Origin of the sequence: Citrobacter sp. RHBSTW-00524, from assembly GCF_013747755.1 — a bacterium.
In the GTDB taxonomy this organism is placed as follows: domain Bacteria; phylum Pseudomonadota; class Gammaproteobacteria; order Enterobacterales; family Enterobacteriaceae; genus Citrobacter; species Citrobacter braakii.
In genome coordinates, this window is sequence record NZ_CP056421.1 from 1,531,806 (window position 1) to 1,551,700 (window position 19,895).

The 19,895-nt window shown below is 53.3% G+C and carries 17 protein-coding genes; 8 read left to right on the forward strand and 9 right to left on the reverse strand.

Annotated elements, in window-relative coordinates:
* Positions 1-7 precede the first annotated feature (7 nt).
* From HV229_RS07300 to mgrA, 3 genes are all read right to left on the reverse strand, one after another.
* Positions 8-1,567 (reverse strand): PTS transporter subunit EIIC, encoded by a 1,560-nt coding sequence (locus tag HV229_RS07300; RefSeq protein ID WP_181547168.1) that lies wholly within the window; start codon positions 1,565-1,567, stop codon positions 8-10.
* Positions 1,568-1,968: 401 nt separating this feature from the next.
* A complete protein-coding gene (gene ypeC / locus HV229_RS07305; protein WP_016153906.1) occupies positions 1,969-2,298 on the reverse strand; it encodes a DUF2502 domain-containing protein YpeC in 330 nt (109 codons plus the stop codon).
* A 128-nt stretch (positions 2,299-2,426) separates the two neighbouring features.
* Positions 2,427-3,425 (reverse strand): L-glyceraldehyde 3-phosphate reductase, encoded by a 999-nt coding sequence (gene mgrA / locus HV229_RS07310; protein WP_047416354.1) that lies wholly within the window; start codon positions 3,423-3,425, stop codon positions 2,427-2,429.
* Positions 3,426-3,607: 182 nt separating this feature from the next.
* Between mgrA and HV229_RS07315 the strand changes: the two genes are divergently transcribed.
* Positions 3,608-5,260 carry a thiamine pyrophosphate-binding protein gene (locus tag HV229_RS07315; protein ID WP_049281510.1) on the forward strand — a complete coding sequence of 551 codons (1,653 nt, stop codon included), beginning with the start codon at positions 3,608-3,610 and terminating at the stop codon, positions 5,258-5,260.
* Here the strand turns inward: HV229_RS07315 and HV229_RS07320 are convergent, their stop codons facing one another.
* A complete protein-coding gene (locus HV229_RS07320) occupies positions 5,261-6,496 on the reverse strand; it encodes an ion channel protein (protein ID WP_181547170.1) in 1,236 nt (411 codons plus the stop codon).
* A 204-nt stretch (positions 6,497-6,700) separates the two neighbouring features.
* Between HV229_RS07320 and glk the strand changes: the two genes are divergently transcribed.
* The 6 genes from glk (at position 6,701) to ptsP (ending at position 14,144) form a co-directional block, all read left to right on the forward strand.
* Positions 6,701-7,666 carry a glucokinase gene (gene glk / locus HV229_RS07325; protein WP_016153902.1) on the forward strand — a complete coding sequence of 322 codons (966 nt, stop codon included), beginning with the start codon at positions 6,701-6,703 and terminating at the stop codon, positions 7,664-7,666.
* 221 nt (positions 7,667-7,887) lie between these two features.
* Positions 7,888-8,214 carry a fructose PTS transporter subunit IIB gene (locus tag HV229_RS07330; protein WP_003028254.1) on the forward strand — a complete coding sequence of 109 codons (327 nt, stop codon included), beginning with the start codon at positions 7,888-7,890 and terminating at the stop codon, positions 8,212-8,214.
* A 20-nt stretch (positions 8,215-8,234) separates the two neighbouring features.
* Positions 8,235-9,482, forward strand: a complete 1,248-nt coding sequence (locus HV229_RS07335) for a PTS fructose transporter subunit IIC (protein ID WP_047499810.1) — start codon at positions 8,235-8,237, stop codon at positions 9,480-9,482.
* Between the two features lie 17 nt (positions 9,483-9,499).
* The gene (gene ypdF, locus HV229_RS07340; RefSeq protein WP_153647048.1) at positions 9,500-10,585 is read left to right on the forward strand and encodes an aminopeptidase; all 1,086 of its coding nucleotides are present in this window, start codon (positions 9,500-9,502) and stop codon (positions 10,583-10,585) included.
* Positions 10,585-11,625 (forward strand): aminopeptidase, encoded by a 1,041-nt coding sequence (gene ypdE / locus HV229_RS07345; protein WP_181547172.1) that lies wholly within the window; start codon positions 10,585-10,587, stop codon positions 11,623-11,625. The genes ypdF and ypdE overlap by 1 nt, the downstream gene beginning before the upstream one ends.
* Positions 11,626-11,648: 23 nt before the next feature.
* Positions 11,649-14,144 carry a phosphoenolpyruvate--protein phosphotransferase gene (gene ptsP / locus HV229_RS07350; protein WP_181547174.1) on the forward strand — a complete coding sequence of 832 codons (2,496 nt, stop codon included), beginning with the start codon at positions 11,649-11,651 and terminating at the stop codon, positions 14,142-14,144.
* Positions 14,145-14,221: 77 nt separating this feature from the next.
* Here ptsP and HV229_RS07355 read toward each other — a convergent pair whose 3' ends face one another.
* The 4 genes from HV229_RS07355 to HV229_RS07370 all read right to left on the reverse strand — a co-directional run bounded on the left by HV229_RS07355 (position 14,222) and on the right by HV229_RS07370 (position 17,835).
* Positions 14,222-14,410 (reverse strand): hypothetical protein, encoded by a 189-nt coding sequence (locus tag HV229_RS07355; protein WP_032931709.1) that lies wholly within the window; start codon positions 14,408-14,410, stop codon positions 14,222-14,224.
* A gap of 99 nt (positions 14,411-14,509) precedes the next feature.
* Positions 14,510-15,373, reverse strand: coding sequence for an AraC family transcriptional regulator (locus HV229_RS07360; RefSeq protein WP_049268945.1), 864 nt, complete (start codon positions 15,371-15,373; stop codon positions 14,510-14,512).
* A gap of 15 nt (positions 15,374-15,388) precedes the next feature.
* Entirely contained in the window at positions 15,389-16,123 is a 735-nt protein-coding gene (gene ypdB, locus HV229_RS07365) for a two-component system response regulator YpdB (protein WP_016153896.1), read from the reverse strand.
* Between the two features lie 14 nt (positions 16,124-16,137).
* Complete coding sequence (locus tag HV229_RS07370) at positions 16,138-17,835, reverse strand: sensor histidine kinase (protein WP_029139619.1); 1,698 nt, start codon at positions 17,833-17,835, stop codon at positions 16,138-16,140.
* Between the two features lie 387 nt (positions 17,836-18,222).
* On the opposite strand from HV229_RS07370, the gene alaC reads away from it, so the two are divergent.
* Positions 18,223-19,461 carry an alanine transaminase gene (gene alaC / locus HV229_RS07375; protein WP_137380930.1) on the forward strand — a complete coding sequence of 413 codons (1,239 nt, stop codon included), beginning with the start codon at positions 18,223-18,225 and terminating at the stop codon, positions 19,459-19,461.
* Positions 19,462-19,526: 65 nt separating this feature from the next.
* Here the strand turns inward: alaC and ypdK are convergent, their stop codons facing one another.
* Positions 19,527-19,598, reverse strand: a complete 72-nt coding sequence (gene ypdK, locus HV229_RS07380) for a membrane protein YpdK (protein WP_010723117.1) — start codon at positions 19,596-19,598, stop codon at positions 19,527-19,529.
* Positions 19,599-19,895: the final 297 nt, after the last annotated feature.

The window sequence follows — 19,895 nt, forward strand, 5'->3', positions numbered from 1 at the left end:
CTTGAATTTATTTCGCACCGACGAGGCGGTCGTCTACCGCGTTACGGACAAATTCTACGTGTGGGCCGAATACCACATGAACATGGTTGCTGGAGGGGATAAAGGTTCCCAGCGAGCCAGATTCTTTAAGAATGGCCATGTCCATTTTTTTCTGATCTTTCAAATCAATACGTAACCGTGAAACGCAGTTTTCAACGCGTTTGATATTGTCTGTCCCGCCCAGCCCCTGAATCACCAGTTCGGCGACTTTGTCGTACTCTTTATTGTTCAGTAAGGTGCTGTCAGCGATTTCACTCTCGCGGCCCGGGGTCTTAATATCAAATTTACCGATCGCGAAGCGGAAGACGAAATAGAAGACAACAAAGTTAATCACGCCGAGGATAATTAAATTAATCCATTGGGTGTGTTCATACATCAAACCGAAAATACCAAAATCAAAAATGGTGCCGCGAATATAGCCGATGGAGACTTCCAGTAATTGCAGTGGAATGGTCAATAAGCCACAGAGTACCGCATAGACAATAAAGAGTTTTGGCGCGATAAACAGGAAGGAGAACTCCAGCGGTTCGGTAATATTCCCCAGCATGGCGGTCAGCACCACGGTCAGGATCATCCCTTTGGCAAATTTCTTATTCTTGAAATAGGCCATGTGGTACATCGCCAGACCAATCGCCGGAACGCGGAACAGCGTCGTGAGCATTTGTGATGAGGCAAGATAGCTGGTGAGCGTCGGCATATACTCTTTCCAGGCCGGATGGGTGGGACCAAGCTCAAACAGGATTTTATTGATAGCGGGCAAAATACCGACATAGGTCTGCCCGTCAATCAGGTACGTACCGCCTGCCGCGGTGAAACGCACGGTGGAACTGAGGACGTGGTGCAGGCCAAACGGGATCAGCAGGCGATTGAGCGTCATATAGATACCTGCACCAATGTTGGGTGCCATCATTATTGTTGATATGGCGCGCATACCTGCGGTAAACAGATCCCAGATAAAAGGAATGATCAAGCCGACGGGAATGGAAAAAGCAATGGCTAAGATCGCGACGGATTTTTTACCGCTGAAAAAGGCGAAAGCGAGAGGTAATTGCAGCCGGTAAAAACGGTCGGTTATTTTAGCTGCCAGCAGCCCGGCAATAATGCCGCCCAGCGCTTCGATTTTTAGCGTCTGAATACCTAATACCATTCCCTGTCCGACCAAAGCCATATCATCTTTCGCCAGCGTACCCGCCAGCTTAAGATGCACATGCATGGCGATAAGCAGAGTCAGGTAAGCCACGACGGACGCAAATACAGCAATCCCTTTTTCTTTTTTAGACATACCGTAGGCGACACCCATCGCGAACAGTAAAGGAATATTATTAAAAACGACGCTGCTGATTAATCCCAGAGAAGAGAGAATTGCTCTGAAAATTTCATTGCCCAGAAAGGGGAGTTTATCAATCATATAGCTCTGCCCTAACGCAGCGCTAATTCCCATGACCATCCCCACAGGCGCCAGTACGGCGATCGGTAATAATAGCGATCGACCGAATGTCTGAATTTCATTCTTAAAATTAGCATTCATAAGTTAATCCTGACGTGAATTCTCTTGAGGATAAGATACGTTCAGGAGATTTTTGCTCAAGGGCAAATAGTGAAAAATAAAAAGCGCAGGATTTGACCATAAAAAAGCAGCCTGCAGGTTAATGCTGGTCACTTAAGGATTGATTAGCTGCAAAGGTATTTTTTATTAAAGCGAAACGGATTGAACTGAAAGTCAGCGTACTGAAGCGATCCGAAGGAAGACGACATAAGGCGAATGGATCACGAAGTGACGATTTTTCCTGCCGGAAGCCTGGGTGGCAAGGGAGACGGTGAGCCTCCCTTGCCGTTACGGGAATGAGGGGTTCAGAGATATAATGAACATACGGTGAACGGAACCCTTTGCCATTGTTAAAAATTCTCTGTTACCACAGGTTCCTTTTCTTAATGACGATGCCCGTGACCGCCGCGCCCACGACCGCGATGGTCGTCACGGTCATTCCAGCCTTCTCGGTAGCCGCGTTCATAAGCTTTGCGTTTATCCCAGCCACGATGGTAGCCGTTGTCATGACGCCACCAGCGATTTTTGCGCCACTCATAGTTATGGTGCCAGTAATCCCGGTCGCGCCAGCGGCCGCCATCCCAGTAGTTACCGTAATTATCGCGATCGCCAATTTGCAATTTTATTGATGGCAGCAGGGTGATTTCGCCAGCGTTCGCGGCCAGCGGTGTAAAAGCCATTAAGACTGCCGCCAGAATCAGTGACCTGAACATGTTTTCTCTCCTTCACGATCGAGCCGTAGCCGGCCTGTTAACGTAATATTACGGGGCAGTAAAGCCCCGTTTCATCGCCACAACTCTTAAATCGCAAGTGAGAGCACTTTTTGTTAATAAATGTGTCTTTATTTCAACCGACTCAGAATGGCATCAATCTCCGCGCACTCTTCAGGCGTAAAGTGACGGTTTGCCAGCATGCCGACGGCATCTTCAATTTGCGCCGGTTTACTGGCGCCAATCAGCACAGACGTAACTTTGTCTTCCCGAAGAACCCACGCGAGCGCCATCTGAGACAGCTTTTGTCCCCGTCGCTCTGCCAGTGCGTTCAGTGCTCGAACTTTTTCCAGTTTTTGTGGGGTGATCTGGTCCGGATTCAGAAAACGGCTGGTGCTTGCGGCGCGAGAATCCGCAGGAATACCGTTCAGATAGCGGTCGGTTAACTGCCCGCCAGCCAGCGGTGAGAAGGCGATACTACCGACGCCTTTTTCCTGTAAAAGTGACAGCAGGCTCTCTTCGACCCAACGCTCAAACATAGAATATTTGGGCTGATGAATAAGGCATGGCGTACCTAAATCGTCGAGTATTTCAATCGCTTGTCTGGCAAGTTCAGCCGGATAGTTAGAGAGGCCTACGTACAGCGCTTTGCCATGACGGACGATATGATCCAGTGCGCGCATGGTTTCTCTGAGCGGTGTTTCAGGGTCGGGGCGATGGTGGTAGAAGATATCGACATACTCCAGCCCCAGACGCTTCAGGCTTTGATCGAGGCTGGCAATCAGGTATTTGCGTGAACCCCAGTCCCCATAAGGGCCTTCCCACATGGTGTAACCCGCTTTGGTGGAGATGATCAGCTCATCTCGCCACGGTAAAAAATCTTCCTGCAGGATGCGACCAAAATTTCGCTCCGCTGAACCCGGCGGTGGACCATAGTTATTCGCCAGATCAAAATGGGTGATCCCCAGATCGAATGCACGCTGTAACAGCGCCCGACTGTTCTCGACCTGCGTGGTATCACCAAAATTGTGCCACAACCCCAGTGATACAATCGGGAGCTTGAGGCCGCTCTGACCGCAGCGGCGGTACTCCATTGTCTGATAACGATTTTCAGCAGCCTGATAAGCCATATAGCCTCCTGTCAGATAAGGTGTGACTTTGAGTGTATACGTTTACACAAGGCCAGCTGCAATTAAATTTAGGGATGAAAACTGTACATCTTGCTTTCCACCCCCTTCACAGCGACTTTCCTGGACAGTCATCACAGTTCTTCGATACTCAACATGAGGTTACCGTCAGAAGGAAAGCTGTCATGCAAACCCCGTATTCCGTTGCTGATTATCTGCTGGACAGGCTGGCAGGCTGTGGTGTTGGCCATCTCTTTGGTGTGCCTGGCGATTATAATTTGCAGTTTCTTGACCACGTGATTGAACATCCCAGCGTACGTTGGGTCGGGTGTGCGAACGAGTTGAATGCGGCTTATGCTGCGGATGGCTATGCCCGGGTATCCGGGGTGGGGGCGCTGCTCACCACGTTTGGCGTGGGTGAGTTAAGCGCGATTAACGGTATCGCGGGAAGTTATGCGGAATATGTTCCTGTTTTGCATATTGTTGGCGCGCCCTGTCGCGGTGCTCAACGTCGCGGGGAGTTGATGCATCACACCCTTGGGGACGGTGATTTTCAGCATTTTTATCGTATGCAGCAGGCGGTGACGACGGCCAGCGCAGTGCTGGATGAACAAAACGCCTGTTATGAAATTGACCGCGTGCTGCGAACAATGCTCATCGAACGCAGACCGGGCTATCTGATGTTACCTGCTGATGTGGCAAAACAGCGCACCACGCCGCCGAATGACATCCTGATTGTTCCTCTGAGCGAGCCAGAAAGCAGCGTGGCAGAAGCGTTTCGCTACCATGCCCGCGAGCGGTTACTGGACAGCCCGCGCGTAGCGCTTCTGGCAGACGTTCTCGCGCAACGCTTTGGCCTGCAGCCGGTATTGCAACGCTGGATGGCGGAAACGCCGATGGCCCACGCCACGTTGTTGATGGGCAAAGGGCTATTCGATGAGCGCCATCCGGCGTTTGTCGGCACCTACAGCGCTGGAGCCAGCAGCGACTATGTACGTCAGGCGATAGAAGATGCCGACACGATAGTGTGTGTTGGCACACAATTTGTTGACACTTTGACCGCCGGGTTTACGCAACAGTTACCACAGGAGCGCACGATTGAGGTGCAGCCACATGCCTCACGGATTGGAAACCGTTGGTTTAACGTTCCGATGGAGCAGGCGGTAACCACCTTGCGGGAGCTGTGTCTGGAGATGTCCTTTTCACTGCCGCCAGAACGCCCGCCAGTTAGACGTATTCAGGTTGAGAAGGGACCTCTGACGCAGGAAAATTTCTGGTATACGGTGCAGCAGTATCTGGCACCCAATGACATTATCCTCGTCGACCAGGGGACCGCTGCATTTGGCGCGGCTGCGCTCACGCTACCCGGTGGAGCGGAGGTGCTGGTTCAGCCGCTGTGGGGGTCTATCGGCTACGCGCTCCCGGCTGCATTTGGCGCGCAAACCGCCTGCCCGGACCGCCGGGTGATCCTGATTATTGGCGATGGTGCGGCGCAGCTCACCATTCAGGAACTGGGCTCTATGCTCAGAGACGGGCAATCTCCCGTTATTTTGCTGCTAAATAATGACGGCTATACCGTGGAGCGGGCTATACATGGGGCAAATCAGCGCTATAACGATATCGCCGCCTGGAACTGGACGCAGGTGCCGCAGGCGTTTCGTCGTGAATGTCAGGCGGAGTGCTGGCGTGTGGAGCAGGCGGTACAACTGGAAGAAGTGCTTGCCCGTTTGTCCCATCCGCAACGATTGTCGTTAATTGAGGTGGTACTACCGAAAGCCGATCTTCCTGAGCTATTGCGCACGGTGACCCGTGCGCTGGAAACGCGTAACGGAGGCTAACTACTTATCGGTGCGCTCGGCGACCATCATCGGTTTGCCCGCCAGCAGCAGCCAGGCGGGCAGCATGACGATGCACAGCAGCGGCAGCAGGGTGGAATCTGGCACCACCACTGCTGCCATAAACAGGCTCAGCCAGGCGTCACGGGTGACGACCAGCACCAGTCCAAGAATCGCGCAGGAGACGGTAATGGCCGCAGGCACCGCTTCAACGTGGGCGTGCAGCATCAGGCCAAGCGCGACCCCAACGAATACTGCCGGGAAAATTCGCCCGCCGCGAAAACCACTCGCAGCTGCAACCACTAATGCCGCCAATTTGATCACGGCGAGCATGAAATAATCCGATGCTCCCAGCGTCTGGCTAAATGCCATTTGCTGCATTTCGTCCAGTCCTTTAAACAAGGTAAGCGGTCCGCCGATAACGCCTAAAATGCCGAGGATTAAGCCGCCAGCCCCAAGAATCAGGACCGGGTGTTTCAATTGATGCATTAAATGGTGTAAACGTGGCAGACACCAGACAGCCACCATCCCGGCGGCAATGGCGATGGCGGCAACGACCGCACCGCTGAGGATATCGATCACATGCATCTGCGTGTAGTGCGCGATAGGCAGTGAAAAATGGGGGTGAAAAAACAGACTGGTGGTCAGCGAGCCCGCGGCGGCGGCCATTAACGGTGCAAACAGGCGATCCCATAAGGGAACATTGTCCGAGCTATTCAGCGTTTGTGAAAAGACCAGCGCGGCGGCAACGGGGGTGCCAAATAGCGCGCCGATGGTGCCGGCAGAGGCGAGGATGGTCCAGTCCAGCTTAGCAATGCGGGGAAACATACGGCTGCCGAGCGCCACAGCCAGTGCGATATTCACGGTCATGATCGGGTGTTCCGGACCCAAACTGACGCCACCCGCCAGGCCGAGGATGAGCGCTGCCAGCAAGCCCGGAATTGCTGAGGTGGGGACCGGCATTCCAATTAACGGCTCACAGGCAGGATCCGGTCCTGCGTGACCCTGGCTGTAGCGAATAACTAACCCGACCATGATCCCCGTGAGCGTCAGCATGCCGATAATCCACAGCGGAGAGTCCTGGGCAATACCGATGCTAACGGGCAGGCGTTCCCACAAAAATTGCTGTAAAACGGACGCCACTTTCATCACAACGATCAACACCAGGCTGGAGGCAATACCAATAATTAGCGCAGGAGTTGATAGCAAGAGCATCGTTCTGGCTCGTGGATGAAGCATATTCTATTCCTTAAAACAGAGTCATAGACATAGTTTGCACAGCCTGCGCAACCGCATCGCTGCAAATGGTGCTGAAACGATAAAGTAATTATGTGATCTGGATCGATTTTCCACGGGCATCAGCCTTCAGGGCGTTGTTGTTATGCCCCCATGAATTTACAGTGTGGCAAAGATTTATTCTGACTTTAGCGGAGCAGTGGAAGAATGACAAAATATGCTTTAGTAGGTGATGTTGGCGGCACCAACGCGCGTCTTGCTCTGTGCGACATTGCCAGCGGCGAGATTTCGCAGGCAAAAACCTATTCCGGGCTGGATTACCCAAGCCTCGAGGCGGTAGTACGCGTATACCTGGATGAGCATAGCGTCAGCGTCGAGGATGGTTGTATTGCCATTGCCTGTCCGATAACCGGTGACTGGGTGGCAATGACCAACCATACCTGGGCATTCTCTATTGCTGAGATGAAAAAAAATCTGGGCTTCAGCCATCTGGAAATCATCAATGATTTCACCGCCGTGTCGATGGCGATCCCGATGCTGAAGAAAGAGCATTTGATCCAGTTTGGCGGTGCGGAACCTGTTGAAGGCAAGCCGATTGCTGTCTATGGCGCAGGTACCGGACTCGGCGTGGCGCATTTGGTGCATGTAGATAAACGCTGGGTGAGCCTGCCCGGTGAAGGCGGTCACGTGGATTTTGCGCCTAACAGCGAAGAAGAAGGGATTATCCTTGAGGTCCTGCGTGCGGAAATTGGTCACGTTTCCGCAGAGCGCGTACTGTCAGGTCCGGGGCTGGTTAATCTGTATCGCGCCATCGTCAAATCAGACGGGCGCCTGCCGGAAAATCTGCAGCCGAAGGATATCACCGGGCGTGCGCTGGCTGATTCTTGTATCGACTGTCGTCGCGCGCTGTCGCTGTTCTGCGTCATCATGGGGCGTTTTGGCGGCGATCTGGCGTTAACGCTGGGCACGTTTGGCGGTGTGTACATCGCTGGCGGCATCGTACCGCGCTTCCTCGACTTCTTTAAAGCTTCGGGTTTCCGTGGTGGTTTTGAAGATAAGGGGCGTTTTAAAGCCTACGTACAGGATATTCCGGTATATCTGATCGTGCATGATAACCCGGGCCTGCTTGGTTCCGGTGCGCATCTGCGCCAGACGCTGGGCCATATTTTGTAAGACCAATGCCGGACGGTGCACAGCGCTTATCCGGCTTACATATATCCCGCAAAACCGCGTTTATTACGCGGTTTTTTTATGCCTGCCGCCCGCCTTTCCGACCTTCGTCACATTTCCGAATGGCGGGATTATTTGTCCAGTAAAAGCATTATTTGTCTGATAACGGTCGTTACTTTCCCCGGACCATAATTTCACTCGTTAACTATTACGAGGAAATGATTATGAGCAAAAAACTGATTGCCGTTTGCGCGTGCCCAATGGGGCTGGCCCATACCTTTATGGCGGCTCAGGCGCTGGAAGAAGCCGCAGTTGAAGCGGGTTATGAAGTGAAAATTGAAACCCAGGGTGCGGACGGAATTCAAAATCGCCTGACGGCGCAGGATATCGCAGAGGCAACGTTGATCATCCATTCTGTTGCCGTTACTCCGGAAGATAACGAGCGTTTTGAGTCGCGTGACGTCTACGAAATTACGTTACAGGACGCGATAAAAAATGCAGCTGGCATCATCAAAGAGATCGAAGAGATGGTTGCCGCTGAACAACAATAATCATCGACAGGGAATTACGTATGGCCATTAAAAAACGCAGTGCAACCGTTGTGCCTGGCGCATCTGGTGCGGCAGCGGCAATAAAAAATCCACCGGCCTCCCACAATAGCTTCTGGGGCGAACTTCCGCAGCATGTGATGTCGGGTATTTCGCGCATGGTACCGACGTTAATTATGGGCGGGGTAATTCTCGCCTTCTCGCAACTGATCGCCTATAGCTGGCTCGATATTCCTGCTGACACCGGCATCATGGATGCGCTGAACAGCGGAAAATTCAGCGGTTTTAATCTCTCATTACTGAAGTTTGCCTGGCTGTCGCAATCTTTTGGCGGCGTGCTGTTTGGTTTTGCTATTCCGATGTTTGCCGCGTTTGTCGCCAACTCTATCGGCGGTAAGCTGGCGTTTCCGGCGGGGTTCATTGGTGGACTGATGTCCACTCAGCCCACACAGATACTGAATTTTGACCCAGCGACGCTGCAATGGGCAACCAGTGCTCCCGTCCCGTCAACCTTTATTGGCGCGCTGATTATCTCGATTGTCGCCGGGTATCTGGTGAAGTGGATGAACCAAAAAATCCAGTTGCCTGATTTCCTGCTGGCATTCAAAACCACCTTTTTACTGCCCATTCTTTCCGCGATCTTCGTCATGTTGGCGATGTATTACGTGATAACGCCGTTTGGCGGGTGGATCAACGGCGGAATTCGTTCTCTGCTGACGGCGGCTGGAGAGAAAGGCACGCTGATGTACGCGATGGGGATTTCTGCGGCAACGGCGATTGACCTCGGCGGTCCGATTAATAAAGCCGCAGGATTTGTCGCCTTTAGCTTTACTACCGATCACGTTCTGCCGGTAACCGCACGCTCTATTGCCATCGTGATTCCTCCAATTGGCCTCGGGTTGGCTACGCTTCTCGATCGGCGCTTAACCGGCAAACGCCTGTTCAGCGCACAGCTCTACCCGCAAGGGAAAACGGCAATGTTCCTCGCATTTATGGGCATCAGCGAAGGGGCAATCCCGTTTGCGCTGGAAAGCCCCATCACGGCAATTCCATCCTATATGGTTGGCGCTATTGTCGGATCGACGGCTGCCGTCTGGCTGGGGGCGGTGCAGTGGTTCCCTGAATCGGCTATCTGGGCATGGCCGCTGGTCACTAACCTCGGCGTCTATATGGCGGGGATCCTGTTAGGTGCGGTGATTACGGCGCTGATGGTGGTGTTCCTGCGCAACATGATGTACCGCAAAGGCAAATTGCTGATTGAAAGCCTCTGATTAAAAGGATTGTGACCATGAGCTTACTTGCCTCGCTGCGTGACTGGCTAACGGCGCAACATCTCGATGCGATGCTGCTGTCATCGCGGCAGAATAAACAGCCGCATATGGGGATCTCCAGCGGTTCAGGGTTTGTCTTTATCAGCCATCAAAGCGCGCATATCCTGGTCGACGCCCGTTACTACACCGATGTCGCTTCGCGTACTCAGGGCTATCAGATCCATCTACTTGATGGCGCGCAGACGCTGTATTCACGGGTGAATCACATTATTGCTGACGAAAAGCTGCAGACGGTGGGATTTGAAGGCGAGCAGGTAAGCTGGAATACGGTGAATGGATGGTCGGGCAAACTGCTTGCGCGACTAGTGAGTGCCGTGCCGGATGTGCTCCGGCAGGTAAAAACGGCGCAGGAGATAGCCTGCATTCGCAAAGCCTGTCGGATAGCTGACCTTAGTGCTGAACATATTCGCCGCTTTATTCAACCCGGCCTCAGTGAGCGCGAAATCGCCGCTGAACTGGAGTGGTACATGCGCACGCTCGGTGCAGACAAACCCTCTTTTGACACCATTGTCGCCAGCGGCTGGCGCGGCGCGCTGCCGCACGGTAAAGCCAGCGACAAGCGTGTCGAGGCGGGTGAGTTCATCACGCTGGATTTTGGCGCGCAGTATCAGGGCTATTGTTCGGATATGACGAGAACCTTTCGCATCCCAGACGCAAACCAGCCAGCGCAAGAAAGCCCGCTGTTTTCCGTGTATCAGATTGTTCTGGCGGCGCAGCGTGCGGCGGTGGCAGCAATTCGACCAGGTCGGCGTTGCCATGAGGTTGACGCCGCAGCCAGGCAGGTCATTACGCAGGCGGGCTATGGTGATGAGTTTGGTCACAATACCGGACACGCTATCGGCATTGAGGTGCATGAAAATCCCCGTTTTTCCCCCACCGACGCGACGCCTCTGGCGGTTGGCATGCTGCTCACCGTTGAGCCGGGTATTTATCTGCCGGGGCAGGGAGGCGTGCGTATTGAGGATGTGGTGCTGGTTACGCCAGACGGCGGCGAGGTGCTCTACACCATGGCGAAGACATTGTTACACACGGGAGAAGCGTAATGGACTTATCGCTACTGAAGGCGCTGAGTGAGGCGGACGCGATCGCCTCTTCAGAACAGGAAGTGCGGCAGATCCTGCTTGAAGAGGCGGATCGTCTGCATAAAGAGGTGCGCTTTGACGGCCTGGGATCGGTGCTGATCCGTCTGAATGAATCAACCGGTCCGAAGGTAATGATCTGCGCGCATATGGATGAAGTGGGATTTATTGTGCGCAGTATTTCCAGCGAAGGAGCGATCGATGTATTGCCGGTGGGAAATGTGCGTATGGCGGCCAGGCAATTGCAGCCGGTGCGGATCACTACCCGTGAAGAGAGCAAAATTCCCGGTCTGCTCGACGGAGTGCGCAGCGGTAATGACGTCAGTGCGCTGCAGGTGGACATTGGCGCGCGGTCTTATGACGAGGTACTTCAGGCCGGCGTACGCCCTGGCGATCGCGTCACCTTTGACACGACGTTTCAGGTTTTGCCGCACCAGCGAGTCATGGGCAAAGCCTTTGATGATCGACTTGGATGTTATTTGCTGGTGGCGCTGCTGCGCGAATGGCATAACGCCATTCTCCCATGTGAGGTCTGGCTGGTGGCCAGTTCCAGTGAAGAAGTGGGACTGCGCGGAGGACAAACGGCAGCACGCGCGGTCGCCCCGGATGTGGCGATCGTGCTGGATACCGCCTGCTGGGCCAAAAACTTTGATCATGGTGCGGCCAACCATCGGCAGATTGGTAATGGCCCGATGCTGGTGTTAAGCGATAAATCGCTGATTGCCTCGCCAAAGCTGACCGCGTGGGTTGAAAGCGTGGCCACCGATGCGGGCATTACCCTGCAGATTGACATGTTCAGTAACGGCGGCACTGACGGCGGGGCAGTGCACGTAAGCGGTACGGGGATCCCCACGGTTGTCATGGGGCCAGCTACGCGGCATGGACACTGCGCGGCGTCGATTGCCGACTGCCGTGACATCATCCAGACGCAGCAGTTGTTGTCGGCTCTTCTTTCACATCTTACGTGCGAAACCGTGGTTCATCTGACGGATTTCAGGTGCTGATTTCGCGCTAATCAGGAGTTGTTATGCTAACGATTCAATTTCTTTGCCCGTTACCCAATGGCCTGCATGCGCGTCCGGCGTGGGAGCTGAAAGAGCAGTGCAGCCAGTGGCAAAGTGAGGTGATATTTCTTAACCATCGCCAGAACGCCAGGGCTGATGCGAAAAGCTCGCTGGCGCTGATTGGCACCGGGACGCTGTTTAATGACAGTTGTAGCTTAACCATCACCGGTCGCGATGAAGAACAGGCCCGACGAGCGCTAGAGGAGTACATCCTGCACCGGTTTATTGACAGCGACAGCGTTCAGCCGACGGAGGCGGAACTGGCGGCGCATCCGTTGCCGCGTTCGCTGATTCGCCTCAACCCAGACCTTCTTTATGGCACCGTGCTGGCAGGAGGCGTGGGGGCAGGTTCGCTCACGCTTTGGCAGAGCGATAATCTGGAAAGCTATCGCGCGATTGCGCCGAGTGCGGAAGACAATACCCGGCTGGAGCATAGTCTGGCGACGCTTGCCGAACAGCTCAATCAGCAACTGCGCGAGCGTGAGGGTGAGAGTAAAACCATCCTCAGCGCCCATCTGTCTCTGATTCAGGACGACGAGTTTGCCGGGAATATTCGTCGCTTAATGTTGGAGCAGCATCTGGGGTTAGGGGCGGCGATTATCGCCAATATGGAGCAGGTGTGCGACAAGCTGTCGGCCTCCGGTAGCGATTACCTGCGCGAGCGCGTTAGCGATATCCGTGATATCAGCGAACAGCTGCTGCACATCACCTGGCCTGAAAGACGTCCGCGCAATGCGCTGGTGCTGAATAAGCCGACGATTCTGGTTGCTGAGGATTTGACGCCCAGCCAGTTTTTAAGCCTCAATTTGCAGCATCTGTCAGGCATGATCCTGGAGAAAACAGGGCGCACATCGCACACCCTGATCCTTGCTCGCGCGTCGGCTATTCCGGTGCTTAGCGGCTTGCCGCTGGAGGCCATTAGCCGCTATGCAGGCCAGCATGCGGTACTGGATGCCCGCTGTGGGGTACTGGCCATCAATCCAGACGATGCGGTTCGCGGTTATTACGCGATTGCGCAGAAGCTGGCCGATGAATGCCAGCGGCGGCAGGCGCTTGATGCCGCCCAGCCCGCGCTGACCAAAGATAATCAGCGTATTGACGTTGCAGCGAATATCGGTACCGCGCTGGAAGCGCCGGGGGCGTTTGCCAATGGCGCGGAAGGGATTGGGCTGTTTCGTACTGAAATGCTGTTTATGGACCGCGACAGCGCTCCCGACGAGCAGGAACAGTTTGAAGCCTACCAGCAGGTCTTATTGGCCGCGGGCGACAAGCCGGTAATCTTTCGCACCATGGATATTGGGGGGGATAAAAATATCCGTTACCTCAATATTCCGCAGGAAGAGAATCCGTTCCTGGGCTACCGCGCGGTGCGAATTTATCCGCAGTTTGCCGGACTGTTTCGCACGCAGCTGCGCGCCATCTTACGTGCGGCAACCTTCGGCAATGCGCAACTGATGATCCCAATGGTGCACAGCCTTGACCAGATTTTGTGGGTAAAAAGCGAACTGCAAAAAGCGCTGGTGGCACTGAAAGCCGACGGTTTACGCCATGCTCCGACAATTTCATTGGGGATTATGGTTGAAGTGCCGTCGGTGTGTTACATCATCGACCATTTCTGCGATGAGGTGGATTTCTTCAGTATTGGTTCAAACGACATGACCCAGTACCTGTACGCCGTCGATCGTAATAACCCGCGCGTTTCGCCGTTGTACAACCCGATTACGCCGTCGTTCCTGCGAATGTTGCAGCAGATTGTCCGCGTGGCGCACGAACGCGGTAAATGGGTGGGCATTTGCGGCGAACTGGGGGGCGAAGGACGCTATTTACCGCTGCTACTGGGCTTAGGACTCGACGAGCTGAGCATGAGCAGTCCACGTATTCCGGCGGTGAAAAGTCAGCTTCGTCAACTGGAGGGCCAGGCATGCCGGGAACTCGCCATACGGGCCTGTGAGTGCCGTAGCGCTCAAGAGATAGAAGATCTGCTAAACCAGTTTGCACCGCAGAAAGACGTGCGTCCGCTACTGGCGCGGGAGAACATCTTTGTTGGTGAATCTCTGAGTAACAAAGAGCAGGTGATTCAGTTTCTGTGCGGCAATCTGGGGGTTAATGGGCGAACTGAACATCCGTTTGAACTGGAGGAAGATATCTGGCAGCGCGAAGAGATAGTCACCACTGCTGTCGGTTTTGGTGTGGCTATTCCGCACACTAAGTCCCAGTGGATCCGCCATTCCAGTATCAGTATTGCCCGGCTTGCTCATCCCGTTGACTGGCAGTCAGAGATGGGCGAAGTGGAACTGGTTATCATGCTGACGCTGGGGGCTGATGAAGGCATTAACCACGTGAAGGTCTTCTCGCAGCTGGCGCGTAAGCTGGTGAACAAGCCGTTCCGCCAGTCGTTGTTTGCCGCTGAAAATGCCGACAGTATTCTCGCGTTGCTGGAGGCGGAACTGACGTTTTAAGCTTCACTGAAAGAGCGCTCTCCAGCCTGCGACGATCTGGTTGCAGGCTGGATGAACGCGACCGGAAAGCGACATCATCAATGCGGCGCGTTTGGCACCGGCAGTTTCCCGGCTCTTAAGAGCGTCATTTCTTGCTTGCAGAGCAGAACCACCGCCTGGCGAGCTTTAACACGGCGGGAGGTAAGGGCTCTTTTCACGGTCTGACGATCCGCACCTGATTCCAGCATCTGAAAACACATCAGGGAGAGTGCACGTCTGTTTTTCATCGCATATTCACTTTATTGAGTAAGCCTGCAGGGGGAGCTACATGCCGTTATTTTACAACGATGCAAACGGATATTACTAACCTGTTGGTGTTGTCTCACTTAACGTGCTGACTGAAAACGTACGCTGTACTCTCCCGGCGTCAGGCCAAACTGACGCCGGAACAGGCGGCAGAAATAATTACTGTCCTGATACCCGCACCGCTGTGCGACTTCGCTAATCGACAGATGGTATTTCTGTAAGATGATGCGCGCCTTCGCCATTCTGACCCACCGCAGGTACTCGACGAACCCCATGGTGCCGTGCTGGGCAAACACTTTTGACAGGTGGTTGGGCGTGATATTAAAAAACTGCGCTACGCTTTCCCGGGTCAGCGGTTGGGCATAGTTATCCTGCACCCAGTTACACATACTGTGATAGAGAAATTCAGCGCGCGGACGCTCTGTGTCAGGGCGGGTATTCACCACGCTACGACACAGATGCAGCAGGCTAAGCACCAGCGGCTGAATAATATCCTGCGCCTGAGGAGAGCGGCTTAAATGGGTTAATGCGGTGAGCATCGCCTCACCTTCGCCGCGCTGCGGATGTGGTAACTCAATACGGCGAATCGGACGTAACAGCGATGCCGTTCGATTATCGTAAAAAGAGAGCCCCAGCCAGGCCGGAGAAAACACCAGACTCAGTAGCATCACGGGTTTATCGCTGCCGGGCAAATTCGCCGCTTTCGCCGGGATAAACAGCATGTCGCCTTCAGGCAGACTATGCTGCTGTTTTTCCAGTTGATTACTGTATTCGCCACGCAGCACGATATCGAGGCGCGGAAGGTCAATACACAAACTGCCGGACGGAAACGTGGTGGGCTGGGTCGCGAACCACACGCGGCCAAGACGCTGCGGGTTCAATACCAGGCCGCTGAACAGATCGGCGAAAAACTGTTGGTCTGCGGGGAGGCCTGGCTCTTTCATCGCTCTTTCTCTGCGCTATAAGTGCATTAACTGCCTGAACTCCTTCACTTTACTCCGACTCACCGGGATTTCAAACTCCAGATCTTTTAAGCGCAAAATGTAGGTGTTGTTAAACCAGGGTTCGATCTCGCGGATTTTATTCAGATTCACACAGAACGAGCGGTGGCAGCGGAAGAAATGCGAAGCAGGCAATTTGCTGCAAAATTCAGTAATGTTCATCGGCATCACGTACGATTCGCGCCGGGTGTAGACAAACGTCATCTTTTCATGGGCTTCTGCGTAGTAGATGTCGTTGATCGGGGTCACGATGATCCGCTCATCTTTGATCAGATTGATCGTATCGTTTTCGCGGGTCACCGGACTGGCAGGCGAGGTTCCCGTTTGCTGTTGCTGCCAGGCTGCTTCCAGCTTTTGCAGCATGCCGACGATGCGTGATTCCTGATACGGCTTCAGGATGTAGTCAAAGGCCTCCAGTTCAAAGGCTTCAACAGCGTGCTCTTTCCACGCGGTAATAAAGACAATAAAGGGCTTGTGCGCGAACTGGCTGATGTTTTGCGCCAACAGGACGCCATCCAGCGAGGGAATATTGATATCCAGAAAAATGGCGTCAACGCGGTTGTGCTGGAGATATTTCAGCACGTCCAGACCGTCGTCAAATGTGCCGACAATCTCCATCTGGCTGTGCTCTTTTATCAGCCAGCTAAGTTCCTGTTGGGCCAGGAATTCATCTTCAACAATGATGACTTTCACGACTTCACTCCTGGTTAAAGCAACAATGTGGCCGGTGCGGCTGCGGGCGAGTGCTGATTAGGCACATAAAAGGCAATCTCAGTGCCTGGCTCCAGACGGCGGATATGGAGGCCCTCGCCGTAGAGCAGCTTAACGCGATGATGCACATTCAACAGACCAATTTTATTGCCCGGCATTTCATTGGATTCGACCCGTTCAATCACTTTTGGATCGATACCGTGGCCCGTATCCCGCACGGCAATCCGTACCCGATTACCGCACTCCGCAACGCTGATGGTGACCACCCCTTTTCCTTTGCAGGGTTGAATCCCATGGACGATAGCGTTCTCTACCAGCGGCTGAATCAGCAGGCTGGGAATATAACAGCTTACCTCTTCATCGATATCATAAATAACCGTCAGCTTGTCGCCAAAACGGGCCTGTTCGATGGCGATGTAATCCTTGATTTGATACAGCTCTTTTTTGATGTCGATCTGCTCATCGTCTTTTAATTCAATATTATAGCGAAGATAGCGCGATAAATTAAAAATCAGCTGGCGCGCTGTGTCTGGATTCAGTCGCACCGACGATGAAATTGCGTTCAGGGCGTTAAACAGGAAATGGGGATTTATTTTACTTTGTAGCGCACGCAGCTCTGCCTTATTTGCCATTTCGCGTAGCTGCTCCGCCCGGGAGACTTCCAACTGAGTCGAGATAATTTGCGACAGGCCGATGGCCATTTCTTGTAGCGAGGAGGTTATCTGGTGGGCGTGACAGTAGTAGATTTTTAGCGTACCGGTGACAACACCTTTCTCCCAAAGCGGAATCACCAGCATGGAGTGTATTTCCGGCGTACGGTGCGCTTCATCATTGTTTTTAATGATGATTTTTCCGTAATTGATCGCCTGTTGCGTAGTCGGACTGACGAAATCATCATTATCGCGGTAGTTAAGTTCACCCACGCCAACGTAGGCCAGCACGTGCTGGGTGTTGGTAATAGCGACGGCATCAGCATGGATATCATGGCGAATAATTTCGCACACCTGGCGAAGCGATTCGCTATTGACCTGGCGAAAAAGCGGCAGAGTTTTGTTGGCGATATCCAGAGCAAGCTTAGCCTGCTTCGCGGCGCTAGCTTCTTTCTCGCCTTCCACGCTTTGCACCAGCATGACGATAAAACCAATGCAGACACTACCCAGAATCATTGGGATGCCGATCTTCGAGACGATATCCAGCCCCAGTTCGGTGGTGGGCGCCCAGGCGACGACGAGGATCATGGTCAGAGATTCGCACAGCATTCCGCCTAAAATACCCGCACGCCAGTGCTGCGCTTTGGGGATCCTACGGTTGATCCAGCCGGCAATGCAGCCTGCCAGAATGCTGGTGATAAAGCAGGGCAGGGCGGTTACGCCGCCGATGTCGATCAGGTAGCGGTGGGTGCCCGCGATCAGGCCTGTAATGATACCGACCCAGGGACCGAACAGAATTCCCCCTGACATGACGGCGATAATACGTACGTTAACCAGTGAGCCTTCAACCGGTACGCCGGACCAGGTACTGAACAGGGCAAACATTGAGAAAATCGCGGTAACGGCGAGCAGCTCTTTCGGGGAGTGGGCTGACTTGTGCAACAGTTCGCGAAACAGGCGGATACGAATCAGGAAAAACAGACAGAACAGCATCAGTGCTGCCCGGTCGAATACCGCCAGCAGCATATTGAATATTTCGTGCACGGGTGACTCTTGCGCAAGGGTTAAACCTCTATGATAGGTAACCTGAGGCTGGATGACCAGCAAACCCGCAGCCTGTAGCTAATGGGGAAAAACCTTAATATTAAAAGGGGATTGTTGCATGATTGTTGTATTTACAATGCCTGTCCTGTCAACGGAGCGCACAAAGTAATATGTTTAACAATAAAATGTTAAATGGTGGTAATTTTAAGCGGAGTGTGAAAAATTTTATTTCCTCATTTTTTCTGGCTATTCCTCTTTTATCTCAATAAAAAATATTTTGTTTTGCCTCTCGACAGAAGGAAATTATTCAGGCTATTTTCTAAACGTGCCACCATCGTGGCAGCGTCGCTCGGACGGTCCGGGCGCTAACGTTAATCTGAGGATATTATGGCTGACTCCCGCCCTGAACGTCACTTTACGCGTATTGATCGCCTTCCCCCTTACGTTTTTAACATTACTGCTGAGCTAAAGATGGCTGCGCGTCGGCGCGGCGAAGATATTATCGATTTCAGCATGGGGAACCCGGATGGGGCCACGCCTCCTCACATCGTCGAAAAACTCTGTACCGTGGCGCAGCGCCCGGATACGCACGGTTACTCCACCTCGCGCGGCATTCCGCGTCTGCGTCGGGCGATTTCCCGTTGGTACCAGGAACGCTATGACGTTGAGATCGATCCGGAATCCGAAGCGATTGTGACGATTGGCTCGAAAGAAGGATTGGCGCACCTGATGCTGGCCACGCTGGATCACGGCGATACGGTCCTCGTACCGAACCCGAGCTATCCGATCCATATTTATGGCGCGGTGATTGCCGGCGCGCAGGTACGCTCAGTGCCGCTGGTCGAAGGCGTCGATTTCTTTAATGAGCTGGAGCGCGCGATTCGCGAAAGCTACCCGAAACCGAAGATGATGATCTTAGGTTTTCCTTCCAACCCGACTGCGCAGTGCGTCGAGCTGGAGTTCTTCGAAAAAGTTGTGGCCCTGGCTAAACGCTATGACGTGCTGGTGGTTCATGACCTGGCCTATGCCGATATCGTCTACGATGGCTGGAAAGCGCCGTCGATTATGGAGGTACCGGGCGCTCGTGATGTCGCGGTGGAGTTTTTCACCCTATCGAAAAGCTACAACATGGCGGGCTGGCGTATCGGTTTTATGGTAGGTAACAAAACGCTGGTGAACGCGCTGGCTCGAATTAAGAGCTATCACGATTACGGAACCTTTACTCCGTTGCAGGTTGCAGCAATCGCCGCGCTGGAAGGCGATCAGCAGTGCGTGCGGGATATTGCTGAGCAATATAAACGTCGTCGAGATGTGCTGGTTAAGGGGCTGCATGAAGCCGGGTGGATGGTCGAGATGCCCAAGGCCTCGATGTACGTTTGGGCGAAAATCCCAGAGCAATACGCCGCGATGGGATCACTTGAATTTGCCAAGAAACTGCTGAACGAGGCGAAGGTATGCGTTTCGCCGGGGATTGGTTTTGGTGATTATGGTGATACGCACGTGCGCTTTGCGTTAATTGAAAACCGCGACCGTACCCGCCAGGCGATCCGTGGCATCAAAGCAATGTTCCGCGCCGATGGCTTACTGCCTGCCAGTGCAAAATCGGCCACTGAAAGTACCGACTAACAACACGTTTCCCCAAAAGCAAACAGGAGCCATCAGGCTCCTGTTTTTTTGCTGCGTCTTTTAATTTAGATCATCAGGGCGAAAGTACCGGCCCAAACGATGACCATAAAAGAAATGCCCATAAAGAAATATTTCACTTTTCATCTCTCCGCGTACCTGAGGTACGTCTAAATGAACATATGCTAACCTGACAGAGAGCTGATGCACGCGTAAACGAAATGGAGAATTCCCTTCGTTTGCTTGTCTGCATCACCTCAGAATTCTGAGCTTTTATGCTCCAGACGGCGCTAATGTACGCCTAAAAATGAGGTGAGACAAGAGGCATTTTTTTATTTAATTTCAATAACTTACAAGTGTCGTGATTCGGCGACAGTTTAATTTCTGTCGGTAATAAATTGCTATTGAGCGACGGAATGTTTACTCGGAGAATTCTC

Coding starts and splice junctions, on each gene's coding strand:
- HV229_RS07300 (WP_181547168.1), bottom strand. CDS start 1,567: ATGAATGCTAATTTTAAGAATGAAATTCAGACATTCGGTCGATCGCTA.
- ypeC (WP_016153906.1), bottom strand. CDS start 2,298: ATGTTCAGGTCACTGATTCTGGCGGCAGTCTTAATGGCTTTTACACCG.
- mgrA (WP_047416354.1), bottom strand. CDS start 3,425: ATGGCTTATCAGGCTGCTGAAAATCGTTATCAGACAATGGAGTACCGC.
- HV229_RS07315 (WP_049281510.1), top strand. CDS start 3,608: ATGCAAACCCCGTATTCCGTTGCTGATTATCTGCTGGACAGGCTGGCA.
- HV229_RS07320 (WP_181547170.1), bottom strand. CDS start 6,496: ATGCTTCATCCACGAGCCAGAACGATGCTCTTGCTATCAACTCCTGCG.
- glk (WP_016153902.1), top strand. CDS start 6,701: ATGACAAAATATGCTTTAGTAGGTGATGTTGGCGGCACCAACGCGCGT.
- HV229_RS07330 (WP_003028254.1), top strand. CDS start 7,888: ATGAGCAAAAAACTGATTGCCGTTTGCGCGTGCCCAATGGGGCTGGCC.
- HV229_RS07335 (WP_047499810.1), top strand. CDS start 8,235: ATGGCCATTAAAAAACGCAGTGCAACCGTTGTGCCTGGCGCATCTGGT.
- ypdF (WP_153647048.1), top strand. CDS start 9,500: ATGAGCTTACTTGCCTCGCTGCGTGACTGGCTAACGGCGCAACATCTC.
- ypdE (WP_181547172.1), top strand. CDS start 10,585: ATGGACTTATCGCTACTGAAGGCGCTGAGTGAGGCGGACGCGATCGCC.
- ptsP (WP_181547174.1), top strand. CDS start 11,649: ATGCTAACGATTCAATTTCTTTGCCCGTTACCCAATGGCCTGCATGCG.
- HV229_RS07355 (WP_032931709.1), bottom strand. CDS start 14,410: ATGAAAAACAGACGTGCACTCTCCCTGATGTGTTTTCAGATGCTGGAA.
- HV229_RS07360 (WP_049268945.1), bottom strand. CDS start 15,373: ATGAAAGAGCCAGGCCTCCCCGCAGACCAACAGTTTTTCGCCGATCTG.
- alaC (WP_137380930.1), top strand. CDS start 18,223: ATGGCTGACTCCCGCCCTGAACGTCACTTTACGCGTATTGATCGCCTT.